Source organism: Ruegeria sp. AM2, assembly GCF_056540685.1.
The window spans coordinates 111,338-134,424 of the sequence record NZ_JBQFXE010000001.1 but is presented as its reverse complement, the minus strand read 5'-3'; the positions used below and the strand labels follow the sequence as shown (position 1 = coordinate 134,424).

Genomic DNA, 23,087 nt, shown 5'->3' with positions numbered 1-23,087 from the left:
TGTCTGACATTTAAAAGTCTGACATTTGAATTGCAAGCACTGAGTCGGGAGGGGCTTGATGAGTCGCGCTGTTCTACGCAACGGTCTGTGGTTGGGCTTCTACGCCTCGATCCTCTGGGCGTGGTGGATGATGTTCTCAATGAGCCGCAGCATGGATCTGGACTGGATCGGTCGCCCGGGCCCCATGGGGCAGGCGATGGCTGCGATGGACCCCCGCATGGACATGTATATGCCCATGGCCGAGTTCGGGCCTTTGTTCTGGATGTGGGCGATCATGATGGCGGCGATGATGCTGCCGACTTTGGTTCCCACGCTGCGCAGCTATGACGACCTGATCCACAGCGCCAACGGCAGCCGGGCCGGCTGGCTGGGCGTCCTCAGCGGGTATTTCATAGTCTGGGTTGGGTTTGCGGCGCTAATAACCGGGATTCAGTTGATCCTGCTATTCGGCGACGTAGTCGACATTCTGGGCATCGCCAAATCCGGCTGGATCGCAGGCGGCTTGATGATTGCAGTCGGGGCGTTTCAATTCACCCGCGCCAAGGAAGTCTGCCACGGCGTCTGCCACGCCCCAATGACGTATTTTCTGGGCCACTGGAAAACCGGCTTTACCGGTGGCATGCGCATGGGGCTGGGACTTGGGGCCTTTTGCGTCGGATGTTGCTGGGGGTTTATGGCGCTCGGCTTCGTCGGCGGCGTCATGAGCCTTCTTTGGATGGGGCTTGCGACCCTTTTCATGGTGCTTGAGAAACTGCCGCAAATCGGTCACGCAATCACACGCCCTATGGGGTTTGCCCTTATCGCGGGCGGCCTGATATTGCTCATCTATCCTGTCATGAACGGAGGTTAAGCCTATGGCAAAGAACAGAAAACCGGAGGCCGACAGGTTGCCGATCAGCCAGCGGATTGACAGCCGCATGCCAAATCCCAAACGGCGCGAAATGAGCCCGACCGAATGGGGGATCAAGGGCGAGTTGATCCTGAACTGCTCATGCGATGTGTTTTGCCCCTGCGTGGTTTCACTGGGCGCGCACCCTCCGACCGAAGGGCATTGCCACGCCTGGATGGGGATCATCATTGATGAAGGCCACTATGAAGGCGAGGATCTGTCCGGGCTGAACGTTGGTCTGTTGGTCGATATTCCGGGACGGATGGGCGAAGGCCAATGGAAGGTCGCGGCCTATGTAGACGAACGCGCCAGCGGCAAAGCGTACAACGGTCTGCTCCAAATCTTCAGCGGACAGGCAGGCGGCACGACCGGGCTGTTTACAATGCTCGTCAGCGACATTATCGGCGCCGAACGCGCTCCGGTTCAGATTGAGCGGGACGGCAACAAGCGGCGCATCGCCATCGGGCGCAAAATTCAAGGCGAAGTTGAGATGCTTGCCGGGAAAGATCCCGATCATCCGGTCATGGTTTCGAACTCAAAATACTGGATGGGTCCCGACATCATCGTTGCACGCGGCACAAAGTCCAAGGTTCGAGACTATGGTCGGGTCTGGGATTTCGGCGGCAAATCGGCAGAAATCTGCCCCATCGACTGGCATGGGCCCAAGTGATGATCACGGGCGCGTTTGTTCGGCAGATGGCCCGGTATAATCACTGGCAAAACAGTCAGTTGAAGGGCTTTCTTACGGCGTTACCCGCAGAAACCCTTATGCGGGATCAAGGCGCATTTTTTGGATCAATCATGGGAACGGCAAATCACTTGCTTTGGGGAGATTGGATTTGGATGTCCCGGTTTGACAAGGGCCCAGGTCCGGGCGGAGGCATATCCGATAGCACCGGGATTTGTCCGGACCTGACATCGTGGCTGCCGCTACGCGACCAGATCGATCTGCGCATCACGGATTGGGCAGAGAGCCTCGGCGACACGCCTCTGACCGGCAGTTTCACTTGGTACTCTGCCGCAAAAGAAACAAACGTCGCAAGGGATTACGCAGAATGCATAATCCATTTGTTCAACCATCAAACGCATCACAGGGGCCAATTGCATCAGATGTTGACGCAAAGCGGATCGGCTGCCCCGGTAAGCGATTTGGTCTTTTTGCCCGAGGAGGTTTAGGTGGCTCAGTTATCCGTCTCGCGTCGATTGCGCCGCACTCCGTTCTCTGATGGCGTCGAAGCCGCTGGGGTCAAAGCATTTACGGTCTACAACCATATGTTGCTGCCGACCGTTTTTGAGAGCGTGGTCGAAGACTACCGTCATCTCAAACAGCATGTTCAGGTCTGGGATGTCTCGTGCGAGCGACAGGTTGAATTGCGCGGCCCCGACGCGGCGCGGTTGATGCAGATGCTCACACCGCGCGATCTGCGTGGGATGTTGCCCGGTCAGTGCTATTATGTCCCGATCGTTGACGAAACCGGTGGCATGCTGAATGACCCGGTTGCCGTCAAACTGTCCGAGGACCGTTGGTGGGTGTCCATTGCTGACAGCGATTTGCTGTATTGGATCAAGGGACTTGCGAATGGGTACCGTTTGGACGTCTTGGTCGACGAACCGGACGTCTCGCCGCTTGCCATTCAAGGTCCCAAGGCGAATGACCTGATGGCTCGTGTGTTCGGAGACAGGGTCCGCGATATCAGGTTCTTCAAATTCGACATGTTCCAGTTTGAAGGGCGCGACCTTGCCATTGCGCGTTCTGGCTATTCGAAACAAGGCGGCTTTGAAATCTACGTCGAGGGTGCAGATGTCGGCATGCCGCTGTGGAACGCTCTGTTTGATGCGGGCGAAGACCTGAATGTCCGTGCCGGATGCCCCAACCTGATTGAGCGCATCGAGGGTGGTTTGTTGTCATACGGCAATGACATGACCGACGACAACACGCCGCACGAATGCGGGCTGGGCAAGTTCTGCAACACGCATACCGCCATAGGCTGTATTGGGCGTGACGCCTTGTTGCGAGTCGCCAAGGAAGGACCCGTGCAGCAAATTCGCCCTATCGCCATTGAAGGTGACGCCGTTCCTGTCTGCGATCGGCCTTGGCCCGCCTTTGTGGATGGCAAGCGGGTTGGGCAGGTCACGTCAGCGGTATGGTCCCCGGATTTTGAAACCAACGTTTCAATCGGAATGCTGAGACTCAGCCATTGGGACGCGGGCACAGAAATTGAAGTCGAAACGCCAGATGGAACGCGCAAAGCAAAAGTCCAGTCAAGTTTCTGGATCTGACGTTCCGGTGAATCGCCAATACAACGAAAGGAAATTGATTATGTTCAACGCTTTGGTCATGGATAAGGACGAGGAAAGCGGGCTTGCCAGCGCCACAGTCAAGCAGCTTTCAACCGACGATTTGCCGCAAGGGGACGTTACGGTCGCGGTGGAGTATTCAACGGTGAACTACAAGGACGGCCTGTGCATGTCGCCAAAAGGTGGCGGACTTGTCAGGGCCTATCCGCATATACCGGGGATCGATTACGCCGGTACGGTCGAGGCATCCTCGGACGATCGTTACACGCCGGGCGACAAGGTCGTTCTGACCGGCTGGCGCGTTGGAGAAGCGCATTGGGGCGGCTATTCGCAAAAGGCGAACGCCAAGGCGGATTGGCTGGTACCGCTGCCCGAAGGGTTGGACGCGCGTCAGGCCATGGCGGTCGGAACAGCTGGTTTCACAGCAATGCTGGCGGTCATGGCGCTTGAGGATCACGGGCTGAAACCGGGGCAGGGTCCCGTTCTCGTGACCGGGGCCGCCGGTGGGGTTGGTTCGGTTGCCACAGCAATCCTCGCCAATTTGGGATACGAGGTCGCCGCAGTGACCGGGCGACCTGAGACTGAGGACTACCTCAAGTCTCTTGGCGCGACGACGATTGTGCCGCGTGATGAATTGAATGAGACCACAAAACGCCCGCTGGAAAGCGAGACTTGGTCAGGTTGTGTGGACGCTGTTGGAGGCGAGATGCTGGCCCGTGTTCTGGGGCAGATGAAATACGGCGGCTCGGTCTCGGCCGTTGGTCTGGCTGGCGGCGCGGCTCTTCCTGCGACGGTGATCCCGTTCCTGTTGCGTGGCGTGAACTTGCTGGGGATCGACAGCGTTATGCAGCCCTATGACAATCGCGTCCGCGCGTGGAAGCGGATCGCGACGGACCTTCCGATGGACAAGCTTGAAGCAATGGTACATCCGGCCACGCTGTCCGATCTGCCACAGCTTGGTGCAGACATCCTTAAAGGACAGGTCAAGGGACGTGTCGTTGTAGACGTCAACGCCTGATCCTGCAGACAACCAAAACCGACCGGTCCAACCTGGCCGGTCGGTTCTTCATTTTTTAGAACAGTTCACAAAAATGCCGGAAACAGTTCTGGTCAATGGCACAATTCGCGCCCATGATTGCTATACATCCCAAGTGCAATGGCGTAAGACCCGAACGAATAGCACCTGAAGACCGGGAGTGAGCAGAATGTCAGATGATTTCGAATTGGACACCGACGATTTGAAGCGCCGTATGGAGGGCGCAATGGCGAACCTCCGAACCGAATTTGCATCTTTGCGCACAGGACGCGCCTCGGCTTCGATGCTAGAACCGGTGATGGTCGACGCGTATGGTTCGATGACTCCGATCAATCAGGTTGGCACAGTAAACGTTCCTGAGCCGCGCATGGTGACTGTGAATGTCTGGGACAAGTCACTGGTCGGCAAGGTGGAAAAAGCGATCCGCGAAAGTGGTTTGGGTATCAACCCTCAGCTTAACGGCACGATCATAATGCTGCCCATTCCCGAGTTGAACGAAGAAAGACGCCGGGAATTGGGTAAAGTGGCCGGTCAATACGCCGAAAGCGCCCGGGTCTCGATCCGCAACGTTCGCCGCGATGGAATGGACCAAATCAAGAAGGCCAAGGCGGATGGCATGTCCGAAGATGATCAGAAATTCTGGGAATCCGAAGTGCAGGATTTGACGGATCAATTTATTAAGTCCGTCGACGAAGCGTTGGAAACTAAACAATCAGAGATAATGCAGGTCTAACCCGGTTTCATGCTGAATACGCCCCAAGATATGAACGCTGTAGGCCCGCGCCACGTCGCCATCATCATGGACGGTAACGGCCGTTGGGCGCAGGCTCGGGGAAGGCCAAGGCTTTTTGGTCACCATGCAGGCGCGCGTCGCGTGCGCGAAGTGGTCGAAGCCTGTCCGGGCCTTGGGGTCAGATACCTTACGGTTTTTGCATTTTCGACGGAAAACTGGAAACGGACCCAGGTGGAAGTCGCTGGTTTGATGAGCCTGTTCCGTCGCTATATCGTCAAAGAAACCCGAACTCTGAAGGCAAACGGTGTTCGGGTTCGCTTTATCGGTGATCGGGTGCGTCTGGATTCCAAGCTGACGGGCTTGATGGACACACTTGAAAAGGAAACGCAACACAACGATCTGATCCACCTGACCGTCGCCTTGAATTATGGTGGTCGAGACGAGGTGGCGCGGGCGACGAAAAGGCTGGCTCGTGATGTCGCGGACGGCAAGCTACGGCCCGAAGACGTCGATCAGGAAACACTTCCGAAATACCTCGACACACGCGTATTGCCCGATCCCGATCTTGTCATTCGAACCAGCGGCGAGGCCCGGATTTCCAACTTTTTGCTATGGCAATCGGCCTATTCCGAATACGAGTTCATAGAAACTCTGTGGCCAGATTTCACAGCGGCCGAATTTGAGCGCCTGTGCCGAAACTTCGGAACGCGTGAGCGCCGGTACGGAGCGGTTCTGGCATGAGCGACGGCCGATGGTCGGATTTAGCCGCACGGATTCTGTCTGCCGCAGTTCTGGTTGTGATCGGGGCCATCGAGGTTTGGCTGGGCGGCCTTTGGTTCGAAGCGTTCATCGCCGCGGCCTGCGGTCTCATGACATGGGAACTGGTGCGGATGATCGACCGCCAGAATACCGGCGTTGCGGTTCAGCTTGGAATTCTGATGGCCGTCGCGGTCGTACTCAGTTACCATCTTCCGCCTTTGTATAAGTTGCCTTTTTTGCTGGCCCCTGCGCTTGTAGGAGCGGGGCAGGTAAAACAAGCGCGGGTCACCTTTGCACTCTTTGCAATCTGGATCGCTGCGGCGGGACTTGGCTTCATTTCCATTCGTGAAAATATGGGCTTCGGCTGGATGGTCTGGCTGATCTCGGTCGTCGTTGCGACAGATGTGGCCGGGTATTTTGTTGGTAAAGCCATTGGGGGACCTAAGTTCTGGCCCAAGGTCAGCCCGAAAAAGACCTGGTCGGGAACCGCAGGTGGCTGGGTCGCTGCTGCATTGGTCGGAGCGGTGTTTGCGTCATTCGCCGGGTTCGGGGTGGCGTTCGTTTTGATCTCGATCCTTGCTTCAATGGCTAGTCAGGCGGGCGATATCGTGGAAAGCGCAACAAAGCGGAAATTTGGTGTGAAGGACAGCTCGAACCTGATCCCGGGCCACGGCGGGTTTCTGGACCGGTTTGATGGTATGATGGGGGCGTCACTGTTTGTCCTGATTGCCGGGCTAGTCTACGCTCCAGGGGATATCTAATGCGCAAAGTGTCGATTTTCGGATCAACCGGATCGATTGGCCAGAACACCATCGATCTGATTGCGCGGGACCCTGAAAGATATGACGTGGTTGCCCTGACGGGCGGAGCAAACATTCAACAACTGGCGCAGGACGCGATTAACCTGAGTGCGGACATCGCTGTTACGGCGTATAATGACCGGTTAGATGACCTGCGAGATGCGCTGGCGGGGACTGGCGTTCGGGCGGCAGCGGGGCAGGCGGCTTTGATTGAAGCGGGCGCGCGCCCAGCGGATTGGGTCATGTCTGCCATTGTCGGCTCGGCCGGTCTTGCACCGGGTCTTGAAGCCTTGAAGCAGGGCGCAACCTTGGCTTTGGCCAACAAAGAAACTTTGGTTTGTGCCGGACAATTGGTTCTGAAAACTGCGGCCACGCACAACGCCCGGCTTTTGCCCGTAGACAGCGAGCATTCAGCGGTGTTTCAGGCCCTGGTCGGAGAGGATATCTCAACGGTTGAACGTATCATCATCACCGCCAGTGGCGGTGCGTTTCGAGACTGGCCTTTGAACAAACTGGCCTCTGCGACAGTTGAACAGGCCTCGACCCACCCAAACTGGAAAATGGGTCAGCGCATCACAATCGATAGCGCATCGATGTTTAACAAAGCATTGGAAGTCATAGAAGCAAAAGAGTTCTTCGGGGTTCGGCCATCGCAGATCGAAGTGCTGGTGCATCCCGAATCCATCGTTCACGCACTGGTCGGATTTCATGACGGAGCTTTCATGGCGCATCTGGGAGAACCTGATATGCGTCACGCGATTGGTTATGCGCTAAGCTGGCCAGACCGACAGGATTTGCCGGTCAAACGATTGGATCTCGCCGCGCTTGGGCAATTGCAGTTCAAAGCTCCGGACGAGGCGCGCTACCCAGCTTTGCGTTTGGCGCGCGAAGTGATGGACCGTGGAGGCCTGTCAGGTGCGGTTTTCAACGCCGCCAAGGAACGGGCTTTGGACCACTTTATCGCACGCAGGCTTCGGTTTGTTGATATGGCGGATGCCGTTTCTTCGGTACTGGAACGTTTTGAGTCATCCGATAGCCTTATTGATGCCTCCATGACCCTTGATAATGTGCTTCAAACGGACCATCTGGCACGGAAGTGGGTCGATGAAGCCGTACTTGAACGAGCAGGATAATTTCGTTGGACATACTCTCTCTGATTCCGCAATTCGGCAATCTTCTCTATACGATACTGGCCTTTGTTATTGCGCTGTCGGCCATTGTCGCGGTGCATGAATATGGTCACTATATCGTCGGACGTTGGTCAGGCATCCATGCCGAGGTCTTTTCCATCGGCTTCGGTCCCGTTTTGTGGAGCCGTTATGACAAACGCGGTACGAAGTGGCAGATCGCGCTGTTGCCGTTTGGCGGCTATGTGAAGTTTCTGGGTGATGCGAACGCAGCGTCCGGCAAGGATGCCGACGCGATGGAGGAAATCTCGGAGCAGAGCCCTGAGGAATTGCGCCGAACGATGCATGGCGCACCGCTTTGGGCCCGGGCTGCGACCGTAGCCGCCGGGCCGATTTTTAATTTTGCAATGTCCATCATCGTGTTTGGGCTGATCCTTTGGTCGCAAGGCGTCTCGCGTGAGCCATTGACCGTTGGATCGCTCAGCCCGCTGCCGGGCACGGAACAGGGCTTGAGGGACGGAGACGAAATCGTGGCGATTGCGGGGATTGAGACCCCGGATATCGACAATCAGATCACGTGGTCCGAGTTTACTTCGGCGCTGCCCGTAGAACCTGAGCTTGATTACACCGTTGTCCGGGATGGACAGACCCTTGATGTCGCTGGGCCGTGGCTGTTTCCACCTCTCATTCAACAAGTTACACCGCGCAGCGCCGCGATGGACATTCAATTGAAGTCCGGCGATGTGATCACTGCTGTCGACGGTGATCCGATTTTCGCCTTTGCTCAGTTGAAAGAAAAGGTCGAAGGCTCGGATGGTCGGGTGCTGTTGATTGACGTGTGGCGCGACGGGGCAGAGCTTGAATTTGCGCTGGCGCCGCGCCGGACCGATGAACCGAAGGCGGACGGTGGCTTTGTGACTCACTGGCGGATTGGTATTGTCGGCGGCATGATGTTAGAGCCCGCAACAGTTCCTGCTGGGTTTTGGGAGTCCCTGACCGGCGGTGTAAACCAAACCATTCGCATCATTGACGGGTCATTGTCCGGCATCTGGCATATGATCACCGGTGCGATCAGTACCTGCAATATTTCTGGCCCCATTGGTATTGCCGAAACATCCGGCGCCATGGCCAGTCAAGGCGCACAGAACTTCATCTTTTTCATTGCGGTTCTTTCTACCGCCGTGGGCATGCTGAACCTTTTCCCAATACCGGCGCTGGACGGCGGGCATCTGGTTTTCTACGCCTACGAGGCCGTATCCGGCAAACCGCCCAGCGACAAGGCTTTGAAAGTGTTGATGGGGATTGGCATCACGCTCATTCTGTCGCTTATGCTGTTTTCAGTCAGCAACGATTTGTTCTGCTGACTATGGCGATAGAGGCAAGATTAGGACGCAAAATTGCCTCAATTCAAAGGTAAGATGATCGTAAGAGTAACTTGACCGGAAACCCGTCCGATGACCAATGCGCTACAGAAGTCATACCGTAGCTTCAGCTTCCTCTTCATGCTGAATTGGGACGCTTTGCTGAGTTTTGGCGTCACCGCGTTGGCGCTGGCCGTGGGCGGTTATCTCGTCGGTCTCTGATTCTATTTGAAATCCCTGAAAGTTGGTGAGCGGTCCAATGGTCCGCTCTTGCTTTTGGTCTTTTGACAAGACTCTGCAATCCCGTTACTCAACTCATAAAGACCAAATTTTCTGGGTGAAGAAAAAAATGAATGACAGCAGAGGCACGGGCACATTCTGCGGCGCGCAGGGACCGAGAACCTATATTTTGTGGCAGGCACTAACGCTTTTTTTTCTGGTATTCGCAATAAGTTGGGTGGCATTGCCGCGCTTCGCCAGCGCCCAGCAATACACGATCAACGCCTTTGAGGTTGAAGGCAACAGGCGGATCGAAACCTCGACCATTATCGCCCGAACGGGAATCGAACCGGGTCAGACCGTCTCGGCCGGACAGCTGAATGATGCTTTTCAGCGTTTGCTTGACAGTGGTGTTTTTGAGACAGTCGAGCTGACGCCGCGTGGCAATACGCTGGTCATTTCCGTCGAAGAATACCCAACGATCAACAAGATCAGCATCGAGGGCAACCGACGCGTCAAGGATGATGTCCTGCTTGAAGCGATCTCATCTGAAACACGGCGTGTGTTTACTCCGCAAGTGGCAGAGGCAGATGCTGATCTGATTGCTCAGATTTACTCCGCACAGGGTCGCGTGTCCGCGACCGTCATCCCACGCATCATCCGCCGCAGCGACAATCGGGTCGATCTGGTCTTCGAAGTGGCCGAAGGCACAACGATTGAGGTCGAGCGCGTCAGTTTTGTCGGAAACCGCGCGTATTCGGATAGACGTCTGCGCCGTGTGCTGGAGACCAAACAGGCGAATGTCCTGCGTACCTTCCTGCGTGGGGATACATTCATCGCGGACCGGATCGAGTTTGACAAACAGGTTATACGCGATTTCTATCTTTCGCGCGGATATGTGGATTTCCGCGTCAACAGTGCCAACGTTGAATTCACCCGCGAACGCGATGCTTTTTTCCTGGTGATGAATATCACTGAAGGTCAGCGTTTCTCGTTCGGTAATATCACGACCGTCAGCGAAATCCCCGGTGTTGATCCCGCACCGTATCAAGAGGCGTTGAAAATCAAGCCGGGCGTTATCTATACACCGACGCTGGTTGAAAACTCGATCGCTCGGATGGAGCGGCTTGGCATCAAGCAAGGCGTTGACTTCCTGCGCGTAGAGCCGCGCGTTACGCGCAACGACCGCGACCTGACGCTGGATGTACAGTTTGTCCTGACCAAGGGTCCCCGGATCTTTGTTGAACGTATCGATATCGAAGGCAACACAACCACTCTGGACCGCGTCATCCGCCGTCAGTTTGACACTGTCGAAGGTGACCCGTTCAATCCCCGAGAAATTCGCCAGAGTGCCGAACGCATTCGTGCGCTGGGGTTCTTTGAAGTCGCAGATGTCGAGACACGCGAAGGATCGACGCCAAGCCAGGTTATCGTTGATGTCGACGTTACCGAACAGCCTACGGGTTCACTAAGTCTTGGCGGTAGTTACTCGGTCTCGGATGGGTTCGGGATTGCCATTGGCCTGAATGAATCCAACTTTCTTGGCCGCGGGCAAAATATCGGCGTCACCATTGCAACGGCGCAGGATGCAGAGCAGTACACTCTGAACTTCACTGAACCCTACCTTTTGGGGCGCAGGCTGCGCTTTGATCTTGGTCTTGGACTAGCAAGCACAAACTCGAGCTTTGCAAGCTACGACACCGAGCGTCTGTTCTTTACCCCGCAACTGTCCTACGCCATCGGTGAGCTTTCTTCGATCCGTCTCCGCTATGGATGGGAAGAGAGCGAGATGACGCAGCAAAGCGGTGAGGTGAACGGTGCCGTGATCGCCTCGGAAATTGCCCAGGGTGAACGGACAACAAACAGCATCGGACTGTCCTATGTTTACGACAGCCGGCTTGGTGGTTTGAACCCCAACGCGGGTGTCCTCTTTGAGGTCGGCGTAGACGCGGCCGGTCTTGGTGGCGACAATAAGTTCATTAAATCAACTGCCCGTGCAATTGCGCAGCAACGGGTCTGGAATGAAGAGGTGGTTCTGCGGGCGACATTGGAAATGGGCGCATTGCGCTGGCGTGGCAATGACTTTAGCCGAACACTTGACCGCTTTGTTCTTGGCCCCAGCACGTTCCGTGGGTTTGAGCCCGCTGGTATCGGTCCCCGTGATCTGTCGAACGGTCAAGATGACGCGATCGGTGGTAACTACTATTGGGTGGCGCGTTTTGAATCCGATTTCCCGCTGGGACTTCCCGAGGAACTTGGCTTGCGGGGCGGCGTCTTCTATGACGTCGGAAACCTGTACAACTTGGACGATGTGAATACCGCGGGTGGTAACATCGTTGGCGAGGACGGGTCGATCCGTCACGTTCTGGGGGTGTCGGTCCTGTGGGAGACGCCGTTTGGCCCTCTGCGGTTCAACTTTTCTCAGGCGCTCAAGAAAGAAGATTTCGACCAGGAACAGAACTTTGACCTGACCATTCAGGCTCGGTTCTGATCACGAATGGCCTTTGGGTTTGTTCAAAAGCTGCAGGGCCCGGTTTGGGCCCTGTGCGTTTTGGCAATGGCGATTGTCGGATCAACCGCAGTCGCCCAGCAGCTTGGCGTTCCGCAATCCGGAGTTCTGACCATCTCGAGCGAGCGCCTGTTTTCCGATTCTGCCTTTGGTCGGCGCGTTTTCGAAGAGATCGATGCCGAAAGCGCATTGCTGGCGCAGGAAAACGAACGCATCGTCGCAGAGCTCAGTCAGGAAGAAAAAGAATTGACCGTCAAGCGCGCCACTCTGACACCGCCTGAGTTCCGTCCGCTTGCCGAAGCATTTGACCAAAAGGTTCAATCCCACCGCGAAGGTCAACGCGCCAAGTTGGACGCTTTGGCCCGCCGGGGCGAGGAGGCGCGCGGCACGTTCTTTGAGATGGCGCAGCCCATTCTGATCGAGCTTCTGCGCGAATCCCGGGCGTCGATTGTCATCGAACGCGCAAATGTGGTGCTCAGTTCGGATGCGTCGGATATTACAGACGCTGCCATTGCCAGGATCGACGCTGCAATCGGAGACGGCACCGCTCTTGAGCAGAGAGATAACGACTAGCTTGGCTTGCCCTAATGTCCACGTATTGCTAACCACGCGAACACGAGACTTCCAGAACAGGACATCCGCACCATGACCACGGAAACCCAGAGTGCCGACATTCAGCTGATCCAGCGTATCCTGCCGCATCGCTATCCGTTCCTTCTGGTCGATAAAGTGGTCGATATCTCGGGCTATCAGTCGGCGGTGGGCATCAAGAATGTCACCATGAACGAGCCGCATTTTCAGGGCCATTTCCCCGGCACGCCAATTATGCCCGGTGTCACCATCGTCGAGGCAATGGCGCAGACCGCCGGTGTCATGCTGGGTGTGGGTATGGATGTGATCGACAGCGAGTTGCTGATCTATTTCATGAATATCGACAAATGCAAATTCCGCCGCAAAGTCATCCCCGGTGACGTGCTTGAAATGCACGTCGAAACTGTTCGCGGTAAGAAAGGCGGAAAGATCTTCAAGTTTGCGGGCCGCGCCACCGTTGAAGGCGAAGTTGCTGCCGAAGCCGAATTCTCGGCCTATGTCGATTGGGACATGGAAAAAACAACATGAGCAACATTCACCCCAGCGCGATTATCGAGGACGGGGCGCAGATCGGTCAGGACTGCACCATCGGTCCGTTTTGCTATGTCGGCCCGCGCGTTCGCCTCGGCGACCGGGTGGAACTTAAATCTCATGTCGTCGTGACCGGGGACACCCGCGTTGGCGAAGACAGCATCATCTTCAACTTCTCGGTGATCGGAGAAATCCCGCAGGATCTGAAATTCGGCGGCGAAGATACTCGTCTGGAAATCGGCAAACGAAACCGCATTCGCGAACATGTGACGATAAATACCGGCACAGAAGGTGGTGGTGGTGTCACCCGTATTGGGGACGACTGCCTGCTGATGGCAGGGGTCCATGTCGCCCACGACGTTCAGATCGGTGACCGTGTGATCATGGTGAACCACGCCGGTGCCGCCGGTCACTGTGTCATCGGGGACGATGTGATTGTTGGCGGAATCTCGGGCCTGCACCAGTGGGTCCGCGTCGGGCAGGGTGCCATCATCGGGGCTTTGACCATGGTTGCCAACGACGTGATTCCTTATGGATTGGTTCAGGCTCCGCGTGGCGAGCTTGACGGGCTGAACCTCGTTGGTCTGAAACGCCGCGGGATTGCCCGGGCGGACATCGCTGCTCTGCGCGCGGCGTTTCGCGAGTTGTCCGAGGGCGACGGCACTTTCATGGACCGCGCGAAACGCTTGGGCGAGGACTCCGACAGCGACTATGTGCGCCAGATCGTCGAGTTTGTAACCGGCGAAACCGACCGTTCATTTCTGACGCCAAGGAAGTAATCTGATGCTAGCGCTGATCGCGGGAACGGGTGGTTTGCCGGATGAGGTTGTGGCACATCTGCCCGAACGGCCCCTGATATGCGCGTTGGAAGGGTTTGAGCCTGACAATCTGTCTCCGGACGTTGTTTTCCCATTGGAACAGCTGGGCAGTTTTCTCGCTGATTTGAAAGCGCGCGGTATTTCGGAAATCTGCATGGCCGGGGCTGTACGCCGCCCCACGGTCAACCCCGAGCGTATTGATGCGGCGACGATTCCGTTGGTTCCGATCTTGCAAAAGGCGATTATGTCCGGCGACGATGGCGCATTGCGTGCAGTAATCGGAATTATCGAAGGTGCGGGCCTGCGTGTTCAGGCTGCGCATGAGATCGCGCCAGATCTGTTGCCACCGCTTGGCTGTCCGACAGAAGCTCAGCCGTCCGAGGCCGATATTTCAGACGCCGATCGCGCGGCAGGCATATTGCGTTCCATGGGAGCCGCAGATATTGGTCAGGCTTGCGTCGTTCTGAACGGCCAGGCGCTTGCGATTGAAAGCATCTATGGAACCGCCTGGATGCTTCAATCACTGACCCAACGCCCGGATGCGGGCGGTGGTATTTTGTTCAAAGGCCCCAAACCCGATCAAGACCGCCGCGCGGATATGCCCGCCATTGGGCCCGACACCATTTCTGCAGCCGTTGCTGCTGGATTGTCCGGTATCGTGATCGAAAAAGGCGGCGTGATCGTCCTGCAGCGGCAGCGGGTCGTCGAGGAATGCAATCGCCTTGGCCTGTTTCTGGCCGTACGCGAGCGTACGATCTGATGCGTGTCTTTCTGGTCGCTGGCGAACCCTCTGGTGACCGGCTGGGTGGCGCGTTGATGGAAGGGCTCAAGGCGCTGGCGCCTAATATTGAGTTTGACGGAGTCGGTGGTCCGCTGATGCAAGCTCAGGGTCTGAACAGCCGCTTTCCGATGTCAGAACTCAGCGTGATGGGGTTGATCGAGGTATTGCCCAAGTACTTTCACCTCAAGCGTCGGATTTCCGAGACCGCGCAGGCTGTGCTGGATACCAGGCCGGATGTGCTGATCACAATCGACAGTCCCGATTTCTCACTGCGCGTTGCCAAGATTGTCAATGCGGCCAGCACCATTCGTACCGTCCACTACGTTGCCCCCAGCGTCTGGGCTTGGCGACCGGGACGGGCGGATAAGATGGCCAAGGTGATCGACCACGTTCTGGCCCTGCTGCCCTTTGAGCCGCCCTATATGGAGCGCGCAGGGATGGAATGCGACTTCGTTGGTCATCCGGTGGTCAACGAGCCGATTGCGACCGATCACGACATCGCCCACTTCCGCAACACCTACGATCTGCAAGATGCGCCCTACGTCCTGGCTTTGCCCGGATCACGCCGGGGCGAGGTTGATCGCCTAGCCCCGGTGTTTGGCGAAGCGTTATCGCTTTTTTTGAAAGACCGTCCAGATATGCGTGTCGTTGTACCCTCGGTGGCGCATATGGTCGATACTGTTTCGACCCATACCCGCGACTGGCCTGGTCAGACAGTGGTGTTGGACCCGCGCGACATGCCGTCGGATGACGCACAAGCGCTGAAACGGGCCGCCTTCGCGGGCGCCGACATTGCTTTGGCAGCCTCAGGCACCGTGTCGCTCGAGCTCGCTGCTCAGGCAACGCCGATGGTGATTGCGTACAATCTGAACTGGCTGACGACGCTGATCGCCAAACGTATGGTGAAGCTTGAGACGGTGACTCTGGTCAATCTGGTCTCAGACACGCGCGCAGTGCCCGAATGCCTGCTGGATGACTGTGAACCGCAACAGATTGCGCGGGCGCTGACAGAAGTATCGCAAACACCTGATGCGCAGCGTGAGGCGATGACCGTGACCATGGACCGCCTCGGACGCGGGGGCGAGGCACCGGGCCTGCGGGCCGCCCGCGCGGTTCTGGAGCGGATGAACGCCTGATGCTGGAACATCTGGCCTTTGGCGCCTCGGCCTTTACTGCGCAGGTTCTGACCAATCTCGACAATCTGGCGGCGCTGGTTGCGTTGATGATGGTCTCGGGACCACGACGCGCGGTTACCGGATTCCTGCTGGCGCAGGTGCTGATCATTCTGGCCGCGCTACTCTTGGCCCTTGGTGTGGACGACGTCGTGCCCCATTGGGCCGGATATCTTGGCGTGATCCCTTTGGGCCTAGGGCTTATGGGCGTTTACCGGCAATTCCGAGGGTCCGATGGTGGGGCCGATCCCAGCGTCTCATCCGGCGCGTCTGTGCTGGTGACGATGTTGTTGTTCGTCAGCCTGTCGATGGACACATTCGCGGTTCTCGCGCCATTGCTGGCGGATTCGACGCAAAGCTTCCGAGTTGCCGGTGTGATCGGAGCCAGCGCCGCCGCCGTGACGTTAACCGCATTGGGACTGTTCGGCGCGCGAACGCCCCTAATGAGCGGTGGCCTCGCGCGCCGCCTTGAAACGCTGGTGCCTTATGTGATGATCTGCGCCGGGCTCTATATTCTTAGCAACTCGTGGACGGACGCGATCTAGTAGCCGCGCCAAATCCAGCCGCCACCAAAGATGCGGCTGCCGCCGGTTTCATAGAACACACAGGCCTGACCCGGAGAAATTCCCTCCTCAGCCATCAGCAACTCCACTTCGGCCGTGGTCTCCGAAAGCGGGCGAATGATCGCCTCGGTCGGGGGGCGCGTGGAACGCACTTTGACCGAGACTTGCCATTCCTTCTGCGACGTAAATGGCGTATCGCCAAGCCAGTTGATTTCGCGAACAGGAACAGTACGCGTGGCCAGCAACTCTTTCGGGCCGACAACAACCTGCTTTTTGTCTACGTCGAGCTTAACCACATAGAGCGGCTCACTCAGCCCACCAATGCCAAGGCCGCGACGCTGACCGATCGTGTAGTGAATGACACCATTGTGCCGCGCCAACACACGGCCGTCGGCGTGAACTATCTCACCAGGTTCGGCGGCGCCGGGGCGCAGTTTTTCGATCACGCTGGCATAGTTGCCGTTGGGCACAAAACAGATGTCCTGACTGTCGGGCTTGTCCGCGACGGCCAGACCGTACTGCGCCGCCATCTCTCGTGTAGCGTCCTTTGAGGGCAGGTGGCCCAAAGGAAAGCGCAAATAGTCCAATTGCTCCGGTGTGGTCGAGAACAGGAAATACGACTGATCCCGGTTCGCATCTTCGGCGCTGTGAAGCTCCGGCCCATTCGCGCCCATCTTGCGCTGGATGTAATGCCCGGTCGCCATGCAATCGGCTTCCAAGTCCTTGGCTGTTTCCAGCAGATCCTTGAATTTCACTCGCTCGTTGCAACGGATGCACGGCACCGGTGTCGCGCCGGCCAGGTAGCTGTCGGCGAATTCATCGATCACGGCGTCTTTGAAGATGTTTTCATAGTCCAGCACGTAATGCGGAAACCCGCGTTCTTCTGCGACCCGCCGCGCGTCGTGTATATCGATCCCCGCGCAACACGCGCCTTTCTTGGCCAGCGCAGCGCCATGATCGTAAAGCTGCAACGTCACACCGACGACATCATACCCCTGATCAGCCAGATAGGCGGCCACAACAGAGCTATCCACACCACCGGACATGGCCACAACGACCCGCGTCTCCGAGGGCGGTTTGGCAAAGCCAAGTGAGTTCAGAGGGGTCTCGGCATCGAGGGCCATATCGATTCCAGTCAGGGTTAATGAAGACCGGCAGAATATAGGAAAATCTTAGACACTCTCAAGGGGCGGTTTCACACGACGTTAAGTAGACTGGTCGCAACTTTGTCGCAGCAAGAAAAGGGCCGGAAAGATGTATTTGCACAAAGTTGATGGGCCAAGATCGGTTACCTTGCCGGACGGCTCGGTTTTGACCCGCGCCGACCTGCCGCCCTCGGAGACAAGCCGTTGGGTGGCGTCGCGCAAGGTCGTGGTCGTGCGGGGCGTTCTATACGGGTTGATCACTCTGTCTGAGGCAAAAAAAAGATATGGCATCAGTGATGAGGAATTTAATGCGTGGGTTTCTGCGGTTGCTGAACATGGAATCGACGCCTTGAAGGCGACCACCCTAAAAAAATATCGACAACCTAAAGGTGAAAGGGAATAAATGATTCAACGGTAACGTCAGATTAACCATTTTTGATCAGGCTCGGTTTGAACAGGAAAATTTGACCCAAAAATTGGAGCAGTAGAATGCGTATACTTCTTGTCGAGGATGATCCAACCACGTCCAAGAGCATTGAACTGATGCTGACCCACGCCAACCTGAACGTCTATGCGACGGATCTTGGCGAAGAAGGGATCGATCTGGCAAAGCTATATGATTACGACCTAATTCTGCTGGACCTGAACCTGCCGGACATGAACGGGCATGAGGTCCTTCGGCAATTGCGTATCGCCCGTGTCGAAACGCCCATCCTGATTCTGTCAGGTGCGGATGACACGGAAAGCAAGATCAAAGGATTTGGCTTCGGGGCAGACGACTATCTGACGAAACCCTTCCACCGCGAGGAACTTGTGGCGAGAATTCACGCCATCATCCGACGTTCCAAAGGTCATTCGCAGTCTGTAATTCATACGGGTCGAATTGCGGTCAATCTTGATGCCAAAACGGTCGAAGTCGAAGGCAAGACCGTGCATCTGACGGGCAAGGAATATCAGATGTTGGAGCTTTTGAGCCTGCGCAAGGGGACAACTTTGACGAAGGAGATGTTTTTGAATCATCTCTACGGCGGCATGGACGAGCCGGAACTGAAAATCATTGACGTGTTCATCTGCAAGCTGCGCAAAAAGCTCAGCAATGCAACGGGCGGCGAGAACTATATAGAAACCGTCTGGGGCCGGGGATACGTATTGCGCGACCCGCAATCCAACACGGTAGACGAAACCAGAATGGCCGTCGGCGCCTGAATACCCGTAGATTGCCGTCGGAGGTTCAGGGCGGCATCATCACTCACGGCTCAGCACACCACTGGACCTTGCCATGGCCTCGCCCTATCACTGAGGTCCAAGACTACGTGACAGGGCGAGGCCATGATCGAGACCATTCCGGTATCAGACCTGACCAAAGATCAGGCGCAGCAGGAACTGGCGCGACTCGCCACCGAATTGCAGCGCGCGAACCGGCTGTATCATGCGGAAGACGACCCCGAGATTTCAGACGCCGCTTATGATGCGCTAAAACGGCGCAACTCGGAAATAGAAGCGCGTTTTCCCGAACTCAAACGCGACGACAGCCCAACTGATCAGGTGGGCGCACGTGCAACTGATGGATTTACCAAGGTTACACATGCAGTACGCATGATGTCGTTGGGCAACGCGTTCGACGATACAGACGTGCAGGACTTTGACCGCTCAGTCCGAAAGTACCTGGGGATGGCTGACGGCGAGATACTCTCCTACACCGCCGAACCAAAAATTGATGGGCTGTCGCTTTCTCTACGATACGAAAACGGGCAATTGGTTCAGGCGGCGACCCGCGGCGATGGCGAAGTCGGTGAGAACGTCACGGCAAATGCGTGCACCGTCTCGGACATTCCGCAGCGGATCGAAAACGCACCTGACGTTCTGGAGGTCCGAGGCGAGGTCTACATGTCTCATGAGGATTTCGATGCACTCAACGCCCGCCAAACTGCCTCTGGCGGAAAAACATTTGCAAACCCGCGCAACGCTGCGGCGGGATCGTTGCGCCAGTTGGATGCCGAGATAACCAAATCGCGCCCGCTTCGGTTTTTTGCATATGCCTGGGGTCAGCTGTCCGAGCCTTTGGCGGACACGCAGACCGGCGCAATCGAACGGCTGGGGTCATTTGGATTTCAGGTCAATCCTCTGACCCGACAGTGCCATTCAACCAGCGAAATGCTGGATCATTACCGTACGATTGAAGCACAACGGTCGACGCTGGGCTATGACATCGACGGCGTTGTCTACAAGGTCGATGACCTTGCGCTGCAGTCCAGATTGGGTTTCCGCTCAACCACCCCTCGATGGGCAATTGCGCACAAGTTTCCGGCCGAACTGGCCTGGACTCGGCTTGAGGCCATTGACATTCAGGTCGGTCGCACGGGCGCGCTCAGCCCGGTTGCCCGGTTGCACCCTGTCACAGTGGGCGGAGTTGTCGTGTCCAACGCGACGCTGCATAACGAGGACTACATCTCCGGGCGCGATGCAAAGGGCGGCACGATCCGCGACGGCAAGGATATCCGCGTGGGCGATTGGGTTCAGGTCTATCGTGCTGGTGACGTCATCCCCAAAATCTCGGACGTGGATCTTTCGAAACGCCCCAATGACACCGAGCCATACCAGTTTCCGAACCGTTGCCCTGAATGCAACAGTGACGCCATCCGCGAAGACGGCGATGCGGTCAGGCGATGCACAGGTGGGCTGATCTGTCCGGCGCAGGCGGTCGAAAAACTCAAGCACTTCGTTTCGCGCAAGGCATTCGATATCGAGGGTCTTGGGGCTAAACAGATCGAAATGTTCCACGATGACCCGGTTTTGCCGATCAACGCGCCTGCCGATATTTTCACACTGCAGCAGCGGGACACTCAAAACGTGGCGCGCCTGAAAAATCGCGACGGGTGGGGCGAGACCTCTGCGGCCAACTTGTTCGCGGCAATCGAGAACAAGCGAACGATTCCGTTTGCGAGGCTGTTATTCGCTTTGGGCATCCGGCACGTGGGCGAAGTCGGCGCGCGGGATCTGGCGTTGTATTACCGCGAATGGGATGTGATGGCGCAGGCAATCGATACCGCGAGACCGGCGGCGCTGGCACAGCGCGCGGCGGATCAGGCCGAGGAGGAAGAGCGCGTTGCAGCAAGCACCGAAGGCCGCAAGGCGAACTTAAAGGACGCGCGGACTGCCGCATTTAATGCACTGAATCCATCGGTCGAGGCTGTCAGTGCTTGGTCTGACTTGATCGGAATTGATGGGATTGGTGCAACGCTTGGCCTCTCGTTGTCGGACGCCTTTGCGAACTCAGACGAACGCCGGGCGTTTGATGCTTTGCGGGCACATCTGACAATCGTCCCGCCAGAAGCTCCGGCATCGGAAAGCCCTGTCGCTGGAAAAACCGTCGTGTTTACCGGAACGTTGGAAAAAATGACTCGGGCCGAAGCCAAAGCACGGGCCGAAGCGTTAGGGGCCAAAGTCTCAGGATCAGTCAGTCAGAAAACCGATTTGCTTGTGGCGGGGCCTGGGGCAGGGTCAAAGGCGAAGAAGGCGGCAGACCTTGGCATTGAAACGTTGGACGAAGACGGCTGGATTCAGCTGATCGGGGATGCATGAGCGGCCGCCCCGAAGAGCTGTTTCCGCTGTTTGCGGGCTTGGAAACTCTGGACGGTGTTGGCCCCAAAACAGCGCAATTTCTGGGCCAATTGGGGATCGAGTCGCCGCGCGATGTGTTGTTCGCACTGCCCTACGCGGTCATTGATCGCAGGCGGCGCGACACCATTCAGGGCGCAGATCTGCCTACGACCTTGACGGTAGAGGTAACGGTCGGTCCGCACCGTCCGCCACGCAACAAGGGTGGCGCTTACCGGGTGCATGTCGAGGACAGCCAATCTGATTTTCAATTGGTCTTCTTTCATGCACGCGGAGACTACCTGAACAAGGTTCTACCGCAGGGCTCGCGCCGCGTGGTATCAGGCAAGCTTGAGCTGTTTGATGGCATGGCCCAGATGGTGCATCCCGACCATATGGTCCCGGTGGACCAAGCCGCAGACTTGCCGGAGTTCGAACCGGTCTATCATCTGACCCAGGGGGTGACGCAGAAGACGGCTTTCAAAGCGTCGCGCAGCGCTTTGTCACGCACGCCAAACCTTCCGGAATGGGCCGACCCGGCGCAAGTGGCACAGCAAAATTGGCCGAGTTGGCTTGAAGCCATAAACACCGCCCACAACCCAAGCGGGGCGGATGACGTCGCCCCGTTTGCACCCGCGCGGGAACGTCTGGCCTATGATGAGCTGCTGGCGCACCAGTTGACATTGGCCCTCGCGCGCCAGCGAGAGAGAAAGGCGCGCGGCATTGTGAGTGTCGCAACCGGCGCACTGCAATCCAAGGTTCTCAGGAGTTTACCGTATCGCCCCACCAACGCCCAAACGCGCGCGATTTCCGAAATCACCCAGGATATGGCGTCTGACGCCCGCATGAACCGGCTGCTGCAAGGGGATGTCGGGGCGGGAAAAACGCTGGTGGCGTTCATGGCATTGCTGGTCGCGGTCGAAGCTGGCGGGCAGGGCGTCATGATGGCCCCAACCGAAATCCTGGCGCGTCAGCATCTGGAAGGGCTGCGCCCGCTGGCCGAGGACGCCGGGGTCGTGTTGGAGATTTTGACGGGCCGAGACAAAGGCGCGGAACGCAAGGCAAAGCTGGACGCCCTAAGGCGTGGTGACATCCAGATTCTGGTTGGCACGCATGCCGTATTCCAAAGCGATGTGGCCTTCCACGCTCTTCGACTGGCCATTGTGGACGAACAGCACCGGTTTGGTGTTCGCCAGCGGATGGAACTTTCGGAAAAAGGGCAGGGGGCGGATGTGCTGGTGATGACGGCCACGCCGATCCCTCGCAGCCTGGCCTTGGCGCAATATGGCGACATGGATGTGTCCGTGCTGGATGAAAAGCCGCCTGGGCGCAAACCGATCAAAACTGCGATCGTCAGCACCGAAAGGATGGAAGAGGTCGTCGCGCATCTTCGCGGCGCGATTGAAGCCGGAAAGCAAAGCTACTGGGTGTGCCCCTTGGTTGACGAATCCGAAGTGTCCGATCTGACGGCGGCGGAAGAACGGTTCAAGCGACTGCGGGCATTGCTGGGGGATCAAGCGGTTGGCTTGGTGCACGGACAGATGCCGCCTGCCGAAAAAGACGCGGCCATGGCTGCGTTTCAATCCGGTCAAACCAAGGTTCTGGTTGCAACAACGGTAATTGAGGTCGGCGTCAACGTCCCCAACGCAACGATCATGGTGATCGAACGGGCCGAGATATTCGGACTGGCCCAGCTGCACCAGTTGCGCGGCCGAGTGGGACGCGGCGAGGACGCCTCGACCTGTTTGTTGATGTATCAACCCCCGCTCAGTGAAGGCGGGCGCAAACGGCTTGAAGTGCTGCGCGAAACCGAGGATGGCTTTCGCATCGCCGAAACCGACTTGCAAATGCGCGGGGCGGGTGACCTGATCGGGACGGCTCAATCCGGGTTACCAAAGTTCCGCATCGCAGACTTGGAACGACAGGCCGGGCTTATGGCAGTTGCGCAGTCGGATGCGCGCGCGTTGCTGTCGGCAGACCCGAAACTCACGTCAGACCGAGGCCGCGCGGCGCGTGTTCTGTTGTGGTTGATGAAGCAGGACCAGGCGATCCGTTTGATTTCAGTAGGTTAAGTAGCTGCCGCCAAAAAAGTTCACAAATGTTCTCATAAAGTTCTTTACCGCAATGGAAAAATATGAGAACAAAAGGTCAACAAAGA

The 23,087-nt window shown here is 57.1% G+C and carries 23 protein-coding genes; 22 read left to right on the top strand and 1 reads right to left on the bottom strand.

Annotated elements, in window-relative coordinates; genetic code table 11:
- The first annotated feature begins 58 nt into the window (after nt 1-58).
- From ACR0CR_RS00715 to ACR0CR_RS00630, 18 genes are all read left to right on the top strand, one after another.
- Nucleotides 59-850 (top strand): DUF2182 domain-containing protein, encoded by a 792-nt coding sequence (locus ACR0CR_RS00715; protein ID WP_480595822.1) that lies wholly within the window; start codon nt 59-61, stop codon nt 848-850.
- A gap of 4 nt (nt 851-854) precedes the next feature.
- Complete coding sequence (locus tag ACR0CR_RS00710) at nt 855-1,559, top strand: DUF1326 domain-containing protein (RefSeq protein ID WP_480595820.1); 705 nt, start codon at nt 855-857, stop codon at nt 1,557-1,559.
- The gene (locus ACR0CR_RS00705) at nt 1,559-2,065 is read left to right on the top strand and encodes a DinB family protein (RefSeq protein ID WP_480595818.1); all 507 of its coding nucleotides are present in this window, start codon (nt 1,559-1,561) and stop codon (nt 2,063-2,065) included. The genes ACR0CR_RS00710 and ACR0CR_RS00705 overlap by 1 nt, the downstream gene beginning before the upstream one ends.
- The gene (locus ACR0CR_RS00700) at nt 2,066-3,169 is read left to right on the top strand and encodes a dimethylsulfoniopropionate demethylase (RefSeq protein ID WP_480595816.1); all 1,104 of its coding nucleotides are present in this window, start codon (nt 2,066-2,068) and stop codon (nt 3,167-3,169) included.
- Nucleotides 3,170-3,209: 40 nt separating this feature from the next.
- Nucleotides 3,210-4,205: an acryloyl-CoA reductase gene (acuI, locus tag ACR0CR_RS00695; RefSeq protein ID WP_480595814.1), complete on the top strand. Its 996-nt coding sequence runs from the start codon at nt 3,210-3,212 to the stop codon at nt 4,203-4,205.
- A gap of 187 nt (nt 4,206-4,392) precedes the next feature.
- Complete coding sequence (frr, locus tag ACR0CR_RS00690; RefSeq protein WP_480595812.1) at nt 4,393-4,956, top strand: ribosome recycling factor; 564 nt, start codon at nt 4,393-4,395, stop codon at nt 4,954-4,956.
- A gap of 9 nt (nt 4,957-4,965) precedes the next feature.
- A complete protein-coding gene (gene uppS, locus ACR0CR_RS00685; RefSeq protein ID WP_480595810.1) occupies nt 4,966-5,697 on the top strand; it encodes a polyprenyl diphosphate synthase in 732 nt (243 codons plus the stop codon).
- Nucleotides 5,694-6,476, top strand: coding sequence for a phosphatidate cytidylyltransferase (locus ACR0CR_RS00680; protein WP_480595808.1), 783 nt, complete (start codon nt 5,694-5,696; stop codon nt 6,474-6,476). Before uppS ends, ACR0CR_RS00680 begins: the two co-directional genes overlap by 4 nt.
- Complete coding sequence (gene dxr, locus ACR0CR_RS00675; protein WP_480595806.1) at nt 6,476-7,648, top strand: 1-deoxy-D-xylulose-5-phosphate reductoisomerase; 1,173 nt, start codon at nt 6,476-6,478, stop codon at nt 7,646-7,648. The genes ACR0CR_RS00680 and dxr overlap by 1 nt, the downstream gene beginning before the upstream one ends.
- Nucleotides 7,649-7,653: 5 nt before the next feature.
- A complete protein-coding gene (rseP, locus tag ACR0CR_RS00670; RefSeq protein ID WP_480595804.1) occupies nt 7,654-9,006 on the top strand; it encodes an RIP metalloprotease RseP in 1,353 nt (450 codons plus the stop codon).
- A 90-nt stretch (nt 9,007-9,096) separates the two neighbouring features.
- On the top strand, nt 9,097-9,225 hold the full coding sequence (locus ACR0CR_RS00665) for a hypothetical protein (protein ID WP_480595803.1): 129 nt from the start codon (nt 9,097-9,099) through the stop codon (nt 9,223-9,225).
- Nucleotides 9,226-9,352: 127 nt separating this feature from the next.
- Nucleotides 9,353-11,713 (top strand): outer membrane protein assembly factor BamA, encoded by a 2,361-nt coding sequence (gene bamA, locus ACR0CR_RS00660; RefSeq protein ID WP_480595801.1) that lies wholly within the window; start codon nt 9,353-9,355, stop codon nt 11,711-11,713.
- 6 nt (nt 11,714-11,719) lie between these two features.
- Entirely contained in the window at nt 11,720-12,304 is a 585-nt protein-coding gene (locus tag ACR0CR_RS00655) for an OmpH family outer membrane protein (RefSeq protein WP_480595799.1), read from the top strand.
- 72 nt (nt 12,305-12,376) lie between these two features.
- Nucleotides 12,377-12,850, top strand: coding sequence for a 3-hydroxyacyl-ACP dehydratase FabZ (gene fabZ / locus ACR0CR_RS00650; protein WP_480595797.1), 474 nt, complete (start codon nt 12,377-12,379; stop codon nt 12,848-12,850).
- On the top strand, nt 12,847-13,632 hold the full coding sequence (lpxA, locus tag ACR0CR_RS00645) for an acyl-ACP--UDP-N-acetylglucosamine O-acyltransferase (protein ID WP_480595795.1): 786 nt from the start codon (nt 12,847-12,849) through the stop codon (nt 13,630-13,632). The genes fabZ and lpxA overlap by 4 nt, the downstream gene beginning before the upstream one ends.
- 4 nt (nt 13,633-13,636) lie before the next feature.
- Nucleotides 13,637-14,431, top strand: a complete 795-nt coding sequence (locus ACR0CR_RS00640) for an LpxI family protein (protein ID WP_480595793.1) — start codon at nt 13,637-13,639, stop codon at nt 14,429-14,431.
- On the top strand, nt 14,431-15,588 hold the full coding sequence (lpxB, locus tag ACR0CR_RS00635) for a lipid-A-disaccharide synthase (RefSeq protein ID WP_480595791.1): 1,158 nt from the start codon (nt 14,431-14,433) through the stop codon (nt 15,586-15,588). Before ACR0CR_RS00640 ends, lpxB begins: the two co-directional genes overlap by 1 nt.
- Complete coding sequence (locus tag ACR0CR_RS00630; protein WP_480595789.1) at nt 15,588-16,169, top strand: hypothetical protein; 582 nt, start codon at nt 15,588-15,590, stop codon at nt 16,167-16,169. Before lpxB ends, ACR0CR_RS00630 begins: the two co-directional genes overlap by 1 nt.
- Here the strand turns inward: ACR0CR_RS00630 and mnmA are convergent.
- Nucleotides 16,166-17,311: a tRNA 2-thiouridine(34) synthase MnmA gene (gene mnmA, locus ACR0CR_RS00625; RefSeq protein ID WP_480595787.1), complete on the bottom strand. Its 1,146-nt coding sequence runs from the start codon at nt 17,309-17,311 to the stop codon at nt 16,166-16,168. The genes ACR0CR_RS00630 and mnmA overlap by 4 nt on opposite strands.
- A gap of 130 nt (nt 17,312-17,441) precedes the next feature.
- Here mnmA and sciP point away from each other — a divergent pair, with 130 nt between their 5' ends.
- The 4 genes from sciP (at nt 17,442) to recG (ending at nt 23,001) form a co-directional block, all read left to right on the top strand.
- Entirely contained in the window at nt 17,442-17,735 is a 294-nt protein-coding gene (gene sciP, locus ACR0CR_RS00620; protein WP_480595785.1) for a CtrA inhibitor SciP, read from the top strand.
- A gap of 86 nt (nt 17,736-17,821) precedes the next feature.
- Nucleotides 17,822-18,538, top strand: a complete 717-nt coding sequence (gene ctrA, locus ACR0CR_RS00615; RefSeq protein ID WP_480595783.1) for a response regulator transcription factor CtrA — start codon at nt 17,822-17,824, stop codon at nt 18,536-18,538.
- A 123-nt stretch (nt 18,539-18,661) separates the two neighbouring features.
- On the top strand, nt 18,662-20,914 hold the full coding sequence (gene ligA / locus ACR0CR_RS00610; RefSeq protein WP_480595781.1) for an NAD-dependent DNA ligase LigA: 2,253 nt from the start codon (nt 18,662-18,664) through the stop codon (nt 20,912-20,914).
- Nucleotides 20,911-23,001, top strand: coding sequence for an ATP-dependent DNA helicase RecG (gene recG / locus ACR0CR_RS00605; protein ID WP_480595779.1), 2,091 nt, complete (start codon nt 20,911-20,913; stop codon nt 22,999-23,001). Before ligA ends, recG begins: the two co-directional genes overlap by 4 nt.
- Nucleotides 23,002-23,087: the final 86 nt, after the last annotated feature.

What these genes read in the sequence shown, in the direction of transcription:
- ACR0CR_RS00715 (WP_480595822.1), top strand. Translation starts at nt 59, where the DNA reads ATGAGTCGCGCTGTTCTACGCAACGGTCTGTGGTTGGGCTTCTACGCC.
- ACR0CR_RS00710 (WP_480595820.1), top strand. Translation starts at nt 855, where the DNA reads ATGGCAAAGAACAGAAAACCGGAGGCCGACAGGTTGCCGATCAGCCAG.
- ACR0CR_RS00705 (WP_480595818.1), top strand. Translation starts at nt 1,559, where the DNA reads ATGATCACGGGCGCGTTTGTTCGGCAGATGGCCCGGTATAATCACTGG.
- acuI (WP_480595814.1), top strand. Translation starts at nt 3,210, where the DNA reads ATGTTCAACGCTTTGGTCATGGATAAGGACGAGGAAAGCGGGCTTGCC.
- frr (WP_480595812.1), top strand. Translation starts at nt 4,393, where the DNA reads ATGTCAGATGATTTCGAATTGGACACCGACGATTTGAAGCGCCGTATG.
- uppS (WP_480595810.1), top strand. Translation starts at nt 4,966, where the DNA reads ATGCTGAATACGCCCCAAGATATGAACGCTGTAGGCCCGCGCCACGTC.
- ACR0CR_RS00680 (WP_480595808.1), top strand. Translation starts at nt 5,694, where the DNA reads ATGAGCGACGGCCGATGGTCGGATTTAGCCGCACGGATTCTGTCTGCC.
- dxr (WP_480595806.1), top strand. Translation starts at nt 6,476, where the DNA reads ATGCGCAAAGTGTCGATTTTCGGATCAACCGGATCGATTGGCCAGAAC.
- ACR0CR_RS00665 (WP_480595803.1), top strand. Translation starts at nt 9,097, where the DNA reads ATGACCAATGCGCTACAGAAGTCATACCGTAGCTTCAGCTTCCTCTTC.
- bamA (WP_480595801.1), top strand. Translation starts at nt 9,353, where the DNA reads ATGAATGACAGCAGAGGCACGGGCACATTCTGCGGCGCGCAGGGACCG.
- ACR0CR_RS00655 (WP_480595799.1), top strand. Translation starts at nt 11,720, where the DNA reads ATGGCCTTTGGGTTTGTTCAAAAGCTGCAGGGCCCGGTTTGGGCCCTG.
- fabZ (WP_480595797.1), top strand. Translation starts at nt 12,377, where the DNA reads ATGACCACGGAAACCCAGAGTGCCGACATTCAGCTGATCCAGCGTATC.
- lpxA (WP_480595795.1), top strand. Translation starts at nt 12,847, where the DNA reads ATGAGCAACATTCACCCCAGCGCGATTATCGAGGACGGGGCGCAGATC.
- ACR0CR_RS00640 (WP_480595793.1), top strand. Translation starts at nt 13,637, where the DNA reads ATGCTAGCGCTGATCGCGGGAACGGGTGGTTTGCCGGATGAGGTTGTG.
- lpxB (WP_480595791.1), top strand. Translation starts at nt 14,431, where the DNA reads ATGCGTGTCTTTCTGGTCGCTGGCGAACCCTCTGGTGACCGGCTGGGT.
- ACR0CR_RS00630 (WP_480595789.1), top strand. Translation starts at nt 15,588, where the DNA reads ATGCTGGAACATCTGGCCTTTGGCGCCTCGGCCTTTACTGCGCAGGTT.
- mnmA (WP_480595787.1), bottom strand. Translation starts at nt 17,311, where the DNA reads ATGGCCCTCGATGCCGAGACCCCTCTGAACTCACTTGGCTTTGCCAAA.
- sciP (WP_480595785.1), top strand. Translation starts at nt 17,442, where the DNA reads ATGTATTTGCACAAAGTTGATGGGCCAAGATCGGTTACCTTGCCGGAC.
- ctrA (WP_480595783.1), top strand. Translation starts at nt 17,822, where the DNA reads ATGCGTATACTTCTTGTCGAGGATGATCCAACCACGTCCAAGAGCATT.
- ligA (WP_480595781.1), top strand. Translation starts at nt 18,662, where the DNA reads ATGATCGAGACCATTCCGGTATCAGACCTGACCAAAGATCAGGCGCAG.
- recG (WP_480595779.1), top strand. Translation starts at nt 20,911, where the DNA reads ATGAGCGGCCGCCCCGAAGAGCTGTTTCCGCTGTTTGCGGGCTTGGAA.